Origin of the sequence: Roseovarius halotolerans, from assembly GCF_900172255.1 — a bacterium.
In the GTDB taxonomy this organism is placed as follows: domain Bacteria; phylum Pseudomonadota; class Alphaproteobacteria; order Rhodobacterales; family Rhodobacteraceae; genus Roseovarius; species Roseovarius halotolerans.
The window spans coordinates 452223-467622 of the sequence record NZ_FWFU01000003.1 but is presented as its reverse complement, the minus strand read 5'-3'; the positions used below and the strand labels follow the sequence as shown (position 1 = coordinate 467622).

The 15400-nt window shown below is 65.6% G+C and carries 14 protein-coding genes and 1 riboswitch; of the genes, 8 read left to right on the top strand and 6 right to left on the bottom strand.

The window, feature by feature from the left end; translation table 11 throughout:
• Window positions 1–22 precede the first annotated feature (22 nt).
• Window positions 23–1171 carry an alpha-hydroxy acid oxidase gene (locus ROH8110_RS13400; protein WP_176236612.1) on the bottom strand — a complete coding sequence of 383 codons (1149 nt, stop codon included), beginning with the start codon at window positions 1169–1171 and terminating at the stop codon, window positions 23–25.
• A 149-nt stretch (window positions 1172–1320) separates the two neighbouring features.
• Between ROH8110_RS13400 and ROH8110_RS13395 the strand changes: the two genes are divergently transcribed.
• Entirely contained in the window at window positions 1321–1788 is a 468-nt protein-coding gene (locus ROH8110_RS13395) for a hypothetical protein (protein ID WP_121143700.1), read from the top strand.
• An 86-nt stretch (window positions 1789–1874) separates the two neighbouring features.
• Window positions 1875–4265: an ATP-dependent helicase gene (locus ROH8110_RS13390; protein WP_085818227.1), complete on the top strand. Its 2391-nt coding sequence runs from the start codon at window positions 1875–1877 to the stop codon at window positions 4263–4265.
• Between the two features lie 77 nt (window positions 4266–4342).
• On the opposite strand, the gene ROH8110_RS13385 is transcribed toward ROH8110_RS13390, so the two are convergent.
• Window positions 4343–4819 carry an Lrp/AsnC family transcriptional regulator gene (locus tag ROH8110_RS13385; RefSeq protein WP_085818226.1) on the bottom strand — a complete coding sequence of 159 codons (477 nt, stop codon included), beginning with the start codon at window positions 4817–4819 and terminating at the stop codon, window positions 4343–4345.
• Window positions 4820–4957: 138 nt separating this feature from the next.
• Between ROH8110_RS13385 and ROH8110_RS13380 the strand changes: the two genes are divergently transcribed.
• From ROH8110_RS13380 to ROH8110_RS13370, 3 genes are all read left to right on the top strand, one after another.
• Entirely contained in the window at window positions 4958–5977 is a 1020-nt protein-coding gene (locus ROH8110_RS13380; protein WP_085818506.1) for a 1-aminocyclopropane-1-carboxylate deaminase, read from the top strand.
• Window positions 5978–6057: 80 nt separating this feature from the next.
• Window positions 6058–8433 (top strand): thiamine pyrophosphate-binding protein, encoded by a 2376-nt coding sequence (locus ROH8110_RS13375; protein WP_085818225.1) that lies wholly within the window; start codon window positions 6058–6060, stop codon window positions 8431–8433.
• A gap of 64 nt (window positions 8434–8497) precedes the next feature.
• Window positions 8498–8684: riboswitch (cobalamin riboswitch) on the top strand.
• 109 nt (window positions 8685–8793) lie between these two features.
• Window positions 8794–9066: a hypothetical protein gene (locus ROH8110_RS13370; protein WP_085818505.1), complete on the top strand. Its 273-nt coding sequence runs from the start codon at window positions 8794–8796 to the stop codon at window positions 9064–9066.
• Here the strand turns inward: ROH8110_RS13370 and ROH8110_RS13365 are convergent.
• Both ROH8110_RS13365 and ROH8110_RS13360 read right to left on the bottom strand, forming a co-directional pair.
• Complete coding sequence (locus ROH8110_RS13365; RefSeq protein ID WP_085818224.1) at window positions 9063–10376, bottom strand: ArgE/DapE family deacylase; 1314 nt, start codon at window positions 10374–10376, stop codon at window positions 9063–9065. The two genes, ROH8110_RS13370 and ROH8110_RS13365, sit on opposite strands and share 4 nt — an antisense overlap.
• A gap of 279 nt (window positions 10377–10655) precedes the next feature.
• Window positions 10656–10877 carry a DUF1127 domain-containing protein gene (locus ROH8110_RS13360; RefSeq protein WP_085818223.1) on the bottom strand — a complete coding sequence of 74 codons (222 nt, stop codon included), beginning with the start codon at window positions 10875–10877 and terminating at the stop codon, window positions 10656–10658.
• 242 nt (window positions 10878–11119) lie between these two features.
• Between ROH8110_RS13360 and ROH8110_RS13355 the strand changes: the two genes are divergently transcribed.
• On the top strand, window positions 11120–12202 hold the full coding sequence (locus ROH8110_RS13355) for an Mrp/NBP35 family ATP-binding protein (RefSeq protein ID WP_085818222.1): 1083 nt from the start codon (window positions 11120–11122) through the stop codon (window positions 12200–12202).
• Window positions 12203–12221: 19 nt separating this feature from the next.
• Here the strand turns inward: ROH8110_RS13355 and ROH8110_RS13350 are convergent, their stop codons facing one another.
• Window positions 12222–12743: a peptidoglycan-binding domain-containing protein gene (locus ROH8110_RS13350; protein ID WP_085818221.1), complete on the bottom strand. Its 522-nt coding sequence runs from the start codon at window positions 12741–12743 to the stop codon at window positions 12222–12224.
• A gap of 231 nt (window positions 12744–12974) precedes the next feature.
• Between ROH8110_RS13350 and ROH8110_RS13345 the strand changes: the two genes are divergently transcribed.
• Window positions 12975–13298 carry a 2Fe-2S iron-sulfur cluster-binding protein gene (locus ROH8110_RS13345; protein ID WP_085818220.1) on the top strand — a complete coding sequence of 108 codons (324 nt, stop codon included), beginning with the start codon at window positions 12975–12977 and terminating at the stop codon, window positions 13296–13298.
• Complete coding sequence (locus ROH8110_RS13340; RefSeq protein ID WP_085818219.1) at window positions 13298–14008, top strand: FG-GAP repeat domain-containing protein; 711 nt, start codon at window positions 13298–13300, stop codon at window positions 14006–14008. Before ROH8110_RS13345 ends, ROH8110_RS13340 begins: the two co-directional genes overlap by 1 nt.
• Before the next feature lie 90 nt (window positions 14009–14098).
• On the opposite strand, the gene purD is transcribed toward ROH8110_RS13340, so the two are convergent.
• The gene (purD, locus tag ROH8110_RS13335; protein WP_085818218.1) at window positions 14099–15361 is read right to left on the bottom strand and encodes a phosphoribosylamine--glycine ligase; all 1263 of its coding nucleotides are present in this window, start codon (window positions 15359–15361) and stop codon (window positions 14099–14101) included.
• Window positions 15362–15400 lie beyond the last annotated feature (39 nt).

Genomic DNA, 15400 nt, shown 5'->3' with positions numbered 1-15400 from the left:
GGCGGCCGCATGGGCGGGAGGGTCACTGGCCCGCCGCGCCGATCACCAGCCGGTCGCGCGCGCCCGCCAGCGAGGACAACCCCAACTGGCCCATATTGGCGATGAGATCCTGGGTCAGGATATCGGCCAGATGGTCCGGGCCATCGGCCCCGAGCGCGCCGAGCGCATAGTGCCAGGGGCGCCCGAGCATGACGAAATCGGCGCCAAGCGCGATGGCGCGCAGGATGTCGAGCCCGGTTTCGAAACCGCCGTCGATCACGATGGGGAGGCCTGTTGCGGCGCGGATGGCGGGCAGGGATTCGATGGTGGCGGGGGCGGCGTCGAACTGTCGCCCGGCATGGTTCGAGACCCAGATGGCGTCGACGCCTTCGGCCTCGACACGGGTGGCGTCGCCGGGATCGAGCACGCCCTTGACGATCATCGGCCCGTCCCAGGCATCGCGCAGCCAGCGCAGGTAATCCCAGTCGGGCGCGGTGCGCAGCAGGTAGCCTGCGTGCTTGTTGGAGGGCAGGCCGCTGGTCTTGCCGGCGTATTCGTCGATCAGCCGCATCCGGGGCATGCCGTGCCGTGCGATGCCGAGCGCCCAGGACGGACAGCGCGCCACCTGTGCCATCAGGCGCGGGGTCAGCCGGGGCGGCGTGGTCAGCCCCGAGCGCACCTGGCGTTCGCGGCGGCTGGGCACGGGCACGTCGACGGTGAGCACCAGCACGCCGAAGCCCGCATCGCGCGCCCGTTTGAGCATGTCGGTGCGGATGTCGGGATCGCGCGGGGGATACATCTGGAACCATGCGTGATCGCCGAGATCGTCCTTGAGGTCGGCCGGGGTGCGCGTGGCGACGGTGGAGAGCGTGTAGGGGATGCCCGCCGTGGCGGCGGCGCGCGCCAGATGGCTTTCCGCCCCCGGCCAGATCATCCCCGACATGCCCACGGGCGCGATGCCGAAGGGCAGCGGCAGGGCCTGACCGAAGAGGGTGGTGGAAAGGTCGGGCGTGACCTCGCCATGCAGGATCGAGGGCATCATCAGCACCTCGTCGAGCTTGGCGCGGTTGCGCGACTTGGTGCATTCGGCGCCGGTAGCGCTGTCGAGATATTCCCAGACGAAACGCGGGATGCGCCGCGAGGCGCGGGCGCGCAGATCGGAGAGGGCGGGGTATGTCGCGTGCAGGTTCATGGCGCGCGAATGTAAGCGTTTACATGGCATTGTCCAGAGGGCTTGGAACGGCCCCTGCGGGCAGGGGTTTCCTGTCCGGCGGTCCGGTTTGCTGCGAGGGCGGGCTTCTGTTAACGTTTTGTTAACCTTCGTTAACAAAAGAGGCGCAGATGGCGGGAGAAGTCGAGCTTGCGGCCCTGTTATGCGCCTTTCTGGCCGGATCCGAGCAGGAAACCCGGCAGTATTTCGACGTGAACGGCATGTCGCGCCATGTGCGGGTGGATTGCGAGACGGAAACCCATGTCATCGAGATCGGGCTGGACGGCAAGGCGTCGTCGCGCGACAGCGTGCACCAGGCGCTGTTCTTTGCACATCTGACCGGCAAGACACCTGCGGTGATCCTGATCGACCGGGACGGTTTCGAGGGGCGTTTCGAGTATGAGATGCGCCATGTGGCACCCGCCGCGGGCGTGACCTATGCGCGGTGCCATGAGGATTTCATCATGCGCTGGGCGCGCACCCGCGCGCTGCGCGAGGGCTACGGGCAGGGCAAGCAGGACGACCTGCCCGCGCATTGGCCCGCCACATCGCTTTGCGACCTGGGGGCGCTGCGCACAGACGCCGAGCCGGGATCCTGACGGGTGGATGGCGGGCGTGAAAAGGGCGGGAACAATCCCCGAACATTCCCTTTAACTTGGCTGCGCGCCGCGCTAGTCTGGCGCGCATGAGCAGTTTCGACGAATCCGAAGCCCCCGCGGCGGGCTCTCTGTCGGCGCGCGCGATGGCGGCGCGGCCGACGGCACCATATCTTGATGATTTGAACCCTGCACAGCGCGAGGCGGTCGAGGCGCTCGATGGTCCGGTGCTGATGCTGGCGGGGGCCGGCACGGGCAAGACCAAGGCGCTGACCACGCGGATCGTGCATCTGCTCAACACCGGCAAGGCGCGCCCGCATGAAATTTTGGCAGTGACCTTTACCAACAAGGCCGCGCGCGAGATGAAGAGCCGCGTCGGCCGGACACTGGGCGAGGCGGTGGAGGGGATGCCTTGGATGGGCACCTTCCATTCGATCTGTGTGAAAATCCTGCGCCGACATCAGGAGCTGGTGGGGCTGAGGTCGAATTTCACCATTCTGGATACCGACGATCAGATCAGGCTGCTCAAGCAATTGGTGCGGGCGGCGGGGATCGACGACAAGCGATGGCCTGCGCGGGCGCTGGCGGGGGTGATCGACCAGTGGAAGAACCGCGCCTGGACGCCGGATAATGTGCCGGTCAGCGAGGCGAGCGCCTATGACGGCAAGGGTGTAGCGCTTTATCGCCAATACCAGACCCGGCTTTGCGAGCTGAACGCCGTCGATTTCGGCGATCTGCTGTTGCATGTGGTGACGATCTTTCAGACCCATCCCGATGTTCTGGAGCAGTATCGACACCGTTTCCGCTATATCCTTGTGGACGAGTACCAGGATACCAATGTCGCCCAATACCTGTGGCTGCGGCTGTTGGCGGGCGGGCACAGCAATATCTGCTGCGTCGGGGATGACGACCAGTCGATCTATGGCTGGCGGGGTGCCGAGGTGGGCAATATCCTGCGGTTTGAAAAGGATTTTCCCGGCGCCAAGGTGGTCCGGCTGGAGCAGAATTACCGCTCGACGCCGCATATCCTGGGCGCGGCGGGGGGCGTGATCGCGGCCAACAAGGGGCGGCTGGGCAAGGAGCTCTGGACCGAGACCGAGGCGGGCGAGAAGGTGCGGCTGATCGGCCATTGGGACGGCGAGGAAGAGGCGCGCTGGATCGGCGACGAGATCGAGGCGATGCAGCGCGGCACGCGCGGGCTGCGGCCCTTTTCGCTGGATGACATGGCGATCCTTGTGCGCGCGAGCCACCAGATGCGGGCCTTCGAGGACCGGTTCCTGACCATCGGGCTGCCCTATCGGGTGATCGGCGGGCCGCGGTTCTATGAGCGGATGGAGATCCGCGACGCGATGGCCTATTTCCGGCTGGTGATCAGCCCGTCGGACGATCTGGCCTTCGAGCGGGTCGTGAACACGCCCAAGCGCGGGCTGGGCGAGAAGGCGGTTCAGACCATCCAGCGGATCGCGCGCGAGAACGGCGTGCCGCTTCTGGATGGGGCCGCGATGGCGGTCGAGCAGGGCGCGATCAAGGGCAAGGGCGCGCAGGCGCTGGGCAAGCTGGTCATGGACCTGTCGCGCTGGGGCCGGATGGCGGGCGCGGGCGAGCCGAGTCCTAGAGACATAGCTGAGATTATCTTGGACGAGAGCGGCTACACTGAAATGTGGCTAAAGCCAAAAGAAGACCCAGACGACCCGGATGAGTCGCGCCAACCAAAAGATCATGAAGCTGAGGGTCGTTTAGAGAACCTCAAGGAGTTAGTGAAGGCACTCGAGCAGTTCGAGAACCTTGCGGGGTTCCTCGAGCATGTCAGCCTGATCATGGAGAACGAGAGCGAGGAGCAGGCCGAGAAAGTCAGCATCATGACGTTGCATGCCGCCAAGGGGCTGGAATTTCCGGTCGTGTTCCTGCCCGGCTGGGAGGAAGGGCTTTTCCCGTCGCAGCGCACGCTTGACGCACCCCCTGAGAATGGCGTTGAGGAGGAACGGCGGCTGGCCTATGTGGGCATCACCCGCGCCGAGGAGGTCTGCACGATCTCCTTCGCGGGGAACCGGCGGGTGTTCGGCCAGTGGCAAAGCCAGAGGCCGTCGCGGTTCATTGACGAATTGCCCGAGGCGCATGTCGAGGTGCTGACCCCGCCGGGGCTTTATGGCGGGGGTTACGGCGCAGCGGCGTCGATGCACGAGGAAAGCGGGCTGGAGGCGCGGGCCGCGGAGGCGAATGTGTATAATTCGCCCGGCTGGCGGCGCCTGCGGGAGGCGCGCATGTCGTCGCGTCCGGGCGGGCAGACACGCGGCGCGGCGGTGATCGACGCGCAGGCGGTCAGTAAGCATGTGGTGGGCGAGCGCGTCTTTCACCAGAAATTCGGTTATGGCGCGATCATCGCGATCGAGGGCGACAAGCTGGAGATCGCCTTTGAGAAGGCGGGGGTGAAGAAGGTGGTCGCGCGTTTCGTGACCGGCACGGATGACGTGCCGTTCTGAAAGAGGGGGCGCTGCCCCCGTCGCGCGCGGCGCGACTCCCCCGGGATATTTGTGAACAGAAGAAGGCGCGGGCGCGATCAGAACGGCAGGGGGGCGTTTTCCTTGACGTCCTTCATGACGAAGAAGGTGCGGATCTGGCGCACGCCGGGCAGGGCGATCAGCATCTTGCCGTGAAGCAGGTTGAAGTCCGACATGTCACGGACGCGGATTTTCAGCAGGTAGTCGAAATCGCCCGCCACGAGGTGGCAATCGAGCAGTTCCTTCATTTCGGTCACGGCGGTCTCGAAGGCGGCGAAGCTTTCCGGGGTGGAGCGGTCGAGCACCACGCCGACCAGCACCAGCGCGCCAAGACCGATGGAGGCGGGGTTGATCTCGGCGCGCACGCGGGTGACGTGGCCCTCTTCAAACAGGCGCTGGGTGCGGCGGTGGCAGGTGGCGGGGCTGACATGCGCGGCCTTGGCGATCTCGGCATTGCTGAGCCGTCCGTCCGATTGCAGGAGGCGCAGGATGGCGAGATCGATTCGGTCGAGAGGGGGTGCGGAAGAATCTTTCATGATTTTGGACTTTATGAGTGAAGATTCATGAGAGCAATGCATCTGGTTCAATTAGAGCGATGTATTTCGTTCAAATAAGAGAGCACCTTTCAGGTGGCAGGCCGTAGAATTCCGGGCGATGCAACCAGGAGAATGAGCATGTCGCTTCTCGAGAAATTTGAACGCTATCCGCTGACATTCGGCCCGACGCCGATCGAATACCTGCCGCGCCTGTCGGAGGCGCTGGGCGGCAAGGTCGAGATCCATGCCAAGAGGGATGACTGCAATTCCGGCCTTGCGATGGGTGGCAACAAGCTGCGCAAGCTGGAGTATATCGTGCCCGATGCCATCGCGAGCGGGGCCGATACGCTGGTCTCGATCGGTGGCGTGCAGTCGAACCACACACGGATGGTGGCGGCGACCGCGGCGAAGCTGGGCATGAAATGCGTGGTGATCCAGGAAAAATGGGTGCCCCATTACGATGCGGTCTATGACCGGGTGGGCAATATCATGATGACCCGGCTGATGGGCGCGGATTCAAGGCTTGTGGAAGAAGGATTTGATATCGGCATCCGCAAGAGCTGGGAGGATGCGATTCAGTCGGTGAAGGATGCGGGCGGCAAGCCCTATCCGATCCCGGCGGGTGCATCGGTGCATAAATACGGCGCGCTTGGCTATGTCGGTTTTGCCGAAGAAGTGGCGGCGCAGGAGGCCGAACTGGGCTATACCTTCGATTATATCGTGGTCTGCGTGGTCACCGGATCGACGCAGGGCGGGATGATTGTGGGTTTCGCCGCGCAGGACCGGGCCGACCGGGTGATCGGGATCGACGCATCCTACACGCTGGAGCAGACCCGCGCGCAGGTGCGCGGGATCGTCGACAATACCGCCGAACTGGTGGGCCTGGGGCGGGCGGTCCGCGAGGATGAGATCGTCATCAATCCCGATTACGCGCATCCCGCCTATGGTGTGCCCTCGGAGGCCACCAATGACGCGATCCGTCTGGCGGCGCGCACCGAGGCGATGATGACGGACCCGGTTTATGAAGGGAAATCCATGCAGGGGTTGATCGATCTTACGAGAAAGGGCTTCTTTCCCGAAGGGTCGCGCGTGCTTTACGCCCATCTTGGCGGGGCGCCCGCGCTGAACGGTTACGGCTACTACTACAAGGACGGCTGAACCCTTTCACCTCAACGGGGCGCACCGCGCGGCAGCGTGCGCTCCATTTCCGCAACGCGACCATGAAACCCGGAGGTTCCATGCCGACTGACCGATCCACCGCCCATCTCAAGACCGTCGAGCAGCGGCTGCTGTGGCTCTCGCACTGGATGGTTCACAATGCCAACCATATCCGTCCCAAGCAGGACGGGATCAAGGTGGGCGGGCATCAGGCCTCGTCGGCGTCGATGGTGTCGATCATGACGGCGCTTTATTTCTCGGCGTTGCGGCCCGAGGACCGGGTTGCCGTCAAGCCCCATGCCGCGCCGGTGTTTCACGCGATGCAATACCTGATGGGGAACCAGACCCGCGAGAAGATCGAGGCGTTTCGGGGTTTTGGCGGTGCGCAGAGCTATCCGAGCCGGACCAAGGATATCGACGATGTGGATTTCTCGACCGGCTCGGTGGGGCTTGGGGTCGGGATCACGGCGCTGGCGGCGCTGGTGCAGGATTTCATCGCGGCAAAGGCATGGGGCGATATCCGCAAAGGACGGATGGTGGCGCTGGTGGGCGATGCCGAGCTTGACGAGGGCAATATCTATGAGGTGTTGCAGGAGGGCTGGAAGAACGATCTGCGCAATACCTGGTGGATCATCGATTACAACCGCCAGTCGCTGGACGGGATCGTGCGCGAAGGGCTGTTCGGGCGGGTCGAGAAGATCTTCGACGCGTTCGGCTGGGATGTCGTGCGGATCAAGCATGGCGCGCTTCAGCGGGCCGCCTTCGAGGAACCGGGCGGCGCGGCCCTGCGGGACTGGATCGACAGCTGTCCGAATGCGCAATATGCGGCGCTGACCTATATGGGTGGTGCGGTCTGGCGCAAGCGGCTGATGGATGACCTTGGCGATCAGGGCGATGTGACGGCTTTGATCGAGCGGCGCGATGACGCCGAACTGGCGGCGCTGATGGAGAACCTCGGCGGCAATTGCGTCGAGACCATGACGCAGGCTTTCGACGCCATCGACCACGACCGGCCCACCTGTTTCCTGGCATATACGATCAAGGGCTGGGGCACGCCGATCGCCGGTCACAAGGACAATCACGGCGGGCTGATGACCAAGGCGCAGATGGCCGAATGGCAGGCGCATATGGGGGTGCCCGAGGGGCAGGAATGGGAGCCGATGGCCACGGTCGAAGATGTCGAGGGCTTGAGGGACTTCCTGTCGGAGGTGCCGTTCTTTGCGCAAGGGACGCGGCGTCTTGGCGATGCCCGCCTTGATGTGCCGGGCATCGAGATGGCGCCGGAGCGCGAGATTTCGACCCAGATGGCATTTGGCAAGATCCTCGACACGCTGGCACGGGGAGAGAGCCCGCTGGCCGCGCGGATCATGACCACCTCGCCGGATGTGACCGGGACCACGGGGCTTGGTCCCTGGGTCAATCGCCGCAAGCTGTTCGCCAAGCAGGCGATGCCCGACGCCTTTATCGAGCATCGCATCCCTTCGACGGCGAAATGGAACTTTGCGCCCGAAGGGCAGCATCTGGAACTTGGTATCGCCGAGATGAACCTTTTCCTGCTGCTTGGGGCGGCGGGGCTGTCGCATAGTCTGTGGGGCAGGCGGGTCATACCCATCGGCACGGTCTACGATCCGTTCGTGGCGCGGGGGCTCGATGCGCTCAATTACGCCTGTTACCAGGATGCGCGTTTCATGATCGTGGGCACGCCTTCGGGCGTGACCTTGGCGCCTGAGGGTGGCGCGCATCAATCCATTGGCACGCCGCTGATCGGGATGAGCCAGGACGGGCTGGCGGCGTTCGAGCCGGCATTCGCAGATGAGCTGGCGGTCATCATGGAATGGGCATTCGATTATCTGCAACGCGATGGCGAGGGCGCGCCCGACGAGCGCACCTGGCTGCGCGACGAGACCGGCGGATCGGTCTACCTGAGACTGAGCACGAAGCCGCTTGAGCAGCCGGGCAAGCGGGTGGACGATGCGTTCCGGCAGGGCGCCATCGACGGCGGTTATTGGCTGCGCAAGCCGGGGCCGAATGCATCGGTGGTGATCGCCTATCAGGGGGCCGTTGCCGACGAGGCCATCGCGGCAGCGGGCATGATGGGCGAGCATCGCCGCGACGTGGGGGTGCTGGCGGTCACATCGGCGGACCGCCTGAACGCAGGCTGGTGTGCGGCGCAGCGCGAGCGCGCACGGGGCAATGGGGCCGCGCAAAGTCATGTGGAGCAATTGCTGGGCGATTTGCCGGGGCATTGCACCATCGTCACGGTGATCGACGGTCATCCGGCGACGCTGGCATGGCTGGGCGCGGTGGCGGGGCACCGGGTGATTCCGCTTGGGGTCGAGCATTTCGGCCAGACCGGCACCATCGGCGATCTGGCGCGTCACTACCGGATCGACCGTCAGGCCATTGCCCATGCGATCGGTGCGTTGACCAGCGGCAAGGGCGCGCCGGTGATGTAGCGCACCGGGGTCGCTTTGCGCACGGGGGTGCCGCATTCGCGGCTTGCGCGACTCTTTCGGTTGGGACAGAATTGGGGTCCGAGGTGCCCGCATCGTGCGGGAGAATTGGGAAGCCGGTGCAAGTCCGGCGCTGCCCCCGCAACGGTAAGGATGGGGGATGCGGCCTTGGCCACTGGATCGCGTCATGATCCGGGAAGGCGCCGCATCCGATCCCGCCAAGCCCGGAAACCAGCCTTGGACCAACGTCAAGCCGCGGGGGGCGGTGCGGGCGCGTGGTCCCTCCATGTATGTGCGGGCCTTGCCGTCGGTTCTTTCCCTTCGCCCCAGACGGCCCGGGGTGTGGCCGCAGGAGAGAACGCGATGTGTGTGACCCGGATCATCGATGGGTTGGAAATGAGCGAGGCGACGGGCCGTGAGGCCGATGCCGCCGCGCGAATGGGGCTGCTCAAGTGGATTTTCGATGCGGAGGGCAGCGTGAGTGCCGAAGCCGCGCGCGCGGCGCTGGACAGCCCGGCGGCGCAGAATCCGGTCAGCCCGGCTGCGCGCGCCTTTGTCGGTTTCCTTGCGGATGCCAGCCTTGCGATGACTGGCGGGGCGGGGACGCGCCGCCGTGCACGCGGGCGGCTCAATTAGCCGTCAAGCCGCCTCACGCCGCACCAGCGGGCGATGAAAAGCGCGATCACCTCGGTCGTGCGCTGCACCGAGGCGAGGTCCACCTTTTCGTCAAAGCCGTGGATGCTGTCGGCGATGGGGCCGTAGCAGAGGCTTGGGATGCCGTGGTAAAGCCCGTAAAAGCGGGTGTCGGTGAGCGCGGTCCAGGAATCCTCGGGCAGGGCGGACTCGCCGGTGACGGTGCAATGCGCGCCAGCCAGTGCGGATTCGGGTTCGGCGGCGTTCTCGAGAACATAGCCATCGGCCATGAAGCCGGTCCATTCGATCTCGGGTGGGTTGTCGCGCAGGAAGGGATGCGCGGCGGCGGCCTCTTTGATGGTGGCGATGATCTGCGCGCGGCGCTCGGACACGACATCGCCGGGCAGCAGACCCATGCGGCAATCCACGTCGCACCAGGCAGGGAGGCTCGAGGTCCAGTCGCCGCCTGCGATCTTGCCGGCGTTGAAATTGAGCGGATGGTTGACGCCCTTGTAATGCGGGTGGCGGGTGGCGTCCTCGTCGTTCCAGTGGCTTTCCATCTTCTGGAGGGCAGTGACCAGGTGCAGTGCGGCGGTTATCGCGCTTGACCCGGTGCCGGCATAGGCCACATGGGCGGGGCGGCCGCGCACCTTGAGGCGGAACCAGATCGCGCCGACCTGCGCGCGCACCAGCCGGTGCGCGGTCGGTTCCGGGATGAAGGCGCAATCGGCCCGGTAGCCCCGTGCGAGCGTGGCGAGCGCGCCAAGGCCCGAGCTTTCCTCTTCGACGACCGATTGGTAATGCAGCCGACCGGCCGGGGCATAGCCCGCGCGGCGCAGCGCATCGACCGCGAAAAGGGCTGCGACCTTGCCGGCCTTCATGTCGCCCGCGCCCCTGCCATACATCCAGCCGTCCCGCGTTTCGGGCGAATAGGGCGGGCTTTTCCACATGCCGAGCGGCCCTTCGGGCACCACGTCGAGATGCCCCTGCAGGATGAGCGAGCGCCCTTCGGGGATTTCGGAGCTGTCGGGGGCAAGCGTGCCCACGACCGAGCGCACCGAGTCCACCTCGCCCGCGCAATCGCAGAATCCGGGCTCGTCGCGCAGCGTGTCGATCGGCGCGGTCCAGTCATCGACCTGCCAGCCACGCGCCCGCAGCGCCCCGGCCATGAAATCGAGTGCGGCGTCTTCCTGACCACGGCGGCTGGGAATGCGGGTGAAATCGGCGAGGAAACGGGTTTGGCGGTCGAAACCGTCGGCCACGGCGGAAATGATGGCGTCGCGCAGCGAAGGATCGTCGGGGGAAAGCGTCATGTCTCAATGTCCTGATGGCCCTGCGCGGGATACGAGCAGAGATCAGCGAGGACAGTCAAGAGCTTGGCGGAAAAGAAAAGCGGCGGTGCCAGGGAGGAGGAGAGGCACCGCCGCTTCATTTTACGAGCGACCCAAGGAGGAGGAGAGGGCCTTTCGCAATCTGTGCGGGTCCGAAGACCCGGGGTCTTAATGGCGGCGGCCCAGGGAGGAGGAGGGGGCCGCCGCCGTTTACAGATGTCTCAGGGAGGAGGAGAGAGACATCTGAATTCTCAAATCAGTTCAATCGCGTGTCCCGTAGACGGCTTCGTGGGCCTTGGCACGGATGCCGGAGCGGGCGATGCCGAGATCGGCCAGCGTGCGGTCGTCGAGCTTGCCCAGTTCTTTCAGGGTGGCGCGATAGATGCGATAATCCGCAAAACGCAGCATCATCTGATGCAGAGCGGCGCTGAATTCCAGGCCGAGGCCGGTTTCTGCTGCGCGGGTATAGGTCGCGAAGGTCATTGTCTTTACTCTCAAGGTTTCCAGCTGCGTTGCATGCTGTGTGTGTCGTTGTTGAGATGAAGATAGCAAAATGCTGCATGTGCACAATCCCTATTAGGGGCAATGCTGCTATGCAGCGAATGCATAAGCAGTTATGACGTAACGTTAATCTCGAGTTACATTTTTTAGGCGCTTCGTGTCTGGCTCTTGTCTGCAGCGCGAAATCTGCCACCTATTGCAGCACAAGGAAGCGGAGATTGAGCATGTCTGAAACGCGCGACGAAATTCTGAAGCAGCTCGAGCGGCTGGAATTGCCGGGCGGCGGCACGCTGGTTTCGCGCGACATGGTGCGCGCGCTCAGTGTCGAGAACGGCCAGGTGCGATTCGTGATCGAAGCGCCAAGCCCGGATCTGGCCCGGCAGATGGAGCCGCTGCGCGCCGCGGCCGAGCGGGCCGCGTTGTCGGTGCCGGGGGTTCAGGCGGCCAGCGTGGCGCTGACGGCCCATACCCCCGAGGCCAAGGGACCGCAGGGCGGGGGCGCGCCGGGGCCACGGATCGGCGGCCATCCCACCGGCGGCCAGGAATCCGTGCGTCCAGAGGGCGTCCGCTCGATTCTCGCCGTGGCCTCGGGCAAGGGGGGCGTCGGCAAGTCGACGGTCTCGTCGAACCTTGCCGTCGCGCTGGCGCGGCAGGGGCGGCGGGTCGGGCTGCTGGATGCAGATATTCACGGTCCCAGCCTGCCGCGCATGATGGGCGTGAACCAGCGCCCCGCCAGCCCCGACGGCAAGACCATCGAACCGTTGCGCGCGCATGGCGTCACGCTGATGTCGATCGGCCTCATGCTGGAAGAGGACAAGGCGGTGGTCTGGCGCGGGCCGATGCTGATGGGGGCGCTCCAGCAGATGCTGAGCCAGGTCCAATGGGGCGATCTGGATGTGCTGATCGTCGATCTGCCGCCGGGCACGGGGGATGTGCAACTGACGCTTTGCCAGCGCGCCGCGCCGACCGGGGCGCTGGTGGTTTCGACGCCGCAGGATGTTGCGCTGCTCGATGCGCGCAAGGCGATCGACATGTTCCGCACGCTCAAGACCCCGGTTCTGGGGCTGATCGAAAACATGTCGGTCTTTCATTGCCCCGAATGCGGGCATGAGGCGCATATCTTCGGGCATGGCGGGGTCAGGGCCGAGGCCGAAAAGCTGAATATCCCCTTCCTTGCCGCTTTGCCCATCGATCTTGAGACGCGGCTGGCGGGGGATGCGGGGACGCCGGTGGCGGCGGGCGAGGGGCCGATGGCCGAGGCCTATCTTGCGCTGGCGTCGCGGCTGATCGAGAACCAGATCGCCTGAGCGGCGGCCCAGCGGCGGGTCAGCCCGCCCTCGGGTTCTCGACCGCCACCAGCCCCAGATCGCGCGCCGACTCGAGCGAGAGCACCCCTGTCGCCAGCCCGCGTGGCGCCTGATAGGCCTGCACGGCGGCGCGGGTGCGTGCATCCATCACCCCGTTGACCGGCCCTTGATAGAAGCCCCGCACCTTGAGCGCGCGTTGCAGCGAGGCGATGAAATCCGGCGTGCGCGCGCGCGGGCAAGGGGTCTCGAACCAGGTCACCTCGCGCTCGCGCAGGATGGCCTGCCGGGTTTCGGTCCGGTAGACGGCGGCCTTCAGCGGCTGTCCCTCGATGGTGTAGCTGGCGGGATGGAGCAGGACCTGTTCGGTCACCGTCTCGACGACCGCGGGGGTGACCTGCTTGCCCCAGCAGGTGCCCGGCGCGGCACCGGGCGGCGCCTCGCGCAGGCTTTGCGCAAGACCGGGTTCGCCGGGCGGCTGGCCGGGGGCGCAGGCGGCGGCGATCAGGGCGGCCGACAGAAGGGCGATGGAACGGGGCGTCATGCTCGGGCCTCTGGGGGCGGTGTTTTGCCGCCACTCTAGACGGTTTCACGCCGCCGGGGAAGCGGCGGCGCCGCGGTCGGCGCAGCTGCGGCAATCGGTCCGAACAAAGGTGGAACACATCGAAATTGTCGTAACCCGACCCTGCAAGGGTCGCAAATCGGGCTGGTCTGTCCTAAATGGCTTGGCTAGGAACCCTACCAGTCTGGCACGTTTGAAAGAGAGCAAGAGTTCATGGCGAAGATCACCTATATCGAGCATGACGGCACCGCGCATGAGGTCGATGTGGCCAATGGCCTGACCGTGATGGAAGGCGCGCGCGACAACAACATTCCCGGCATCGAGGCCGATTGCGGCGGCGCCTGCGCCTGTTCGACCTGCCATGTCTATGTCCATCCCGACTGGGTCGAGAAACTGCCCGGTAAGGACGACATGGAAGAGGACATGCTGGATTTCGCCTATGAGCCCGATCCCGAGCGCTCGCGCCTGACCTGCCAGATCAAGGTCACCGACGATCTGGACGGGCTGGTGGTGCAGATGCCCGAAAAGCAGATCTGATGGCGTGGGCGGGGCGGCTTGCGGGCGGTGTTGCGGGGCTTCTCCTGCTCTGTGCGCCCGCCCTTGCGCAGGAGATCACCGGCGCGACCTATACCGACCCGACCACGCGCTACGATCACGGGGTGCTCGGGGACGATGAGGAGTGGGGCGCGCTCCGGCTCGATCTTTCGGATGGCCGACAGCGCATCATGACCCTGCCCGAGACAATGGTGTTCGAGGATACCGCCCCGCGCCTCTTCGATGTGACCGGCGACGGCGCGCCCGAGGTCGTCGTGGTCGAAGCCGACCTGCAGCGCGGCGCCCGGCTGGCGGTCTGGGGCGCTGCGGGGCGGTTGGCGGCGACGCCCTATATCGGGCGTCCGCATCGCTGGCTCGCCCCGGTGGGCGTGGCCGATCTCGATGGCGACGGCAAGCCAGAGATCGCCTATATCGACCGGCCCCACCTGCTCGGGCTGTTGCGGGTCTGGCGCCTCGAGCAGAACAAGCTCGTTCATGTGGCGGATGCGCCCAACCTCACCAATCACCGGATCGGCTGGGATCACATCCCCGGCGGATTTCGCGATTGCGGCGATGGCCCCGAGATCATCGTCGCCAGCAAGGACTGGTCGCAGGTGATGGCGGTGCAATTCCGGAACGGCGGGCTCGAAAGCCGCGCTCTCGGTCCTGCCAACGGTCCCGACAGCCTGAACGATGCGCTCATCTGCCGCTAGACTTCATCTTGCAGGAAATACTCCGGGGAGCGCGAGGGGCGGCGCCCCTCGCATCGGTCGGATCGCCCAGGCGATCCGAACCCAGCGAAATCAAAGCGCCCGCCAGCCGATATCGCGGCGGCAGAACCCTTCGGGCCAGTCGATCCTGTCCACCATCGCATAGGCCCGGTCGCGGGCCTGCATCAGCGACGCGCCGCGCGCCGTGACGTTCAGAACCCGACCGCCCGCGGCGACGATCCGGCCATCCGTTTCGGCGGTGCCCGCATGGAAGACCATGTGGAAACTGTCCTCGGCGCAATCTTCAAGCCCCTTGATCACCGAGCCCTTCTCATAGGCGCCGGGATAGCCTTTGGCGGCCATCACCACGGTCATGGCATGATCGTCGGCCCAGTTGACACGCGCCTCGTCAAGGCGCCCCTCGGCGGCGGCCTGCAAGAGGTCGAACACCTGCGCGCCAAGGCGCATCATCAGCACCTGGCATTCCGGGTCGCCGAAGCGGACATTGTATTCCACCAGCCGGGGTTCGCCGTTCTCGATCATCAGCCCGGCGTAAAGCACACCCTGATAGGGCGTGCCGCGCCGTGCCATTTCGGCGAGGGTGGGACGGATGATCCTGTCGAGCGCCTTCTGCGCGATCTCGTCGGTCAGCACGGGGGCGGGCGAATAGGCGCCCATGCCGCCTGTATTGGGGCCGCGATCGCCTTCGCCGACGCGCTTGTGGTCCTGCGCCGTGCCGATGGGCAGCGCGGTTTCACCGTCGCATAGCACGAAGAAGCTGGCCTCTTCGCCGCGCATGAATTCCTCGATCACCACCTCGGCCCCCGCCGTGCCGAATTCGCCGCCGAACATGTCGTCGATCGCCGCCAGCGCCTGATCCTCGGTTTCGGCCACGATCACGCCCTTGCCCGCCGCCAGGCCGTCGGCCTTGACCACGATGGGCGCGCCATGTTCGCGGATATAGGCGCGCGCGGCCTCGGCATCGGTGAAATGGGCATAGGCGGCCGTCGGCGCGCCGGCCGCGTCGCAGATTTCCTTGGTAAATCGCTTGGACGCCTCGAGTTCCGCCGCCGCCTTCGAGGGGCCGAACACCAGCAATCCCGCGTCGCGCAGCCGGTCCGCGACACCGGCGGCCAGGGGCGCCTCGGGGCCGACGATCACGAAGTCGATGGCGTTGGTGTCGCAAAAGCCCACCACGGCCGCGCCGTCCTCGATATCGAGCGTCGCGCATTCGGCGATCTGGGCGATGCCGGCATTGCCGGGCGCCACGATCAGCTTGTCGCATTTGGGGTTCTGCATCACCGCCCAGGCGATGCTGTGCTCGCGCCCGCCGCTGCCGAGGATCAGGATGTTCATGGCGCCGCTCTCTCTCCTGCTTGGCCTTGGATCACAGGC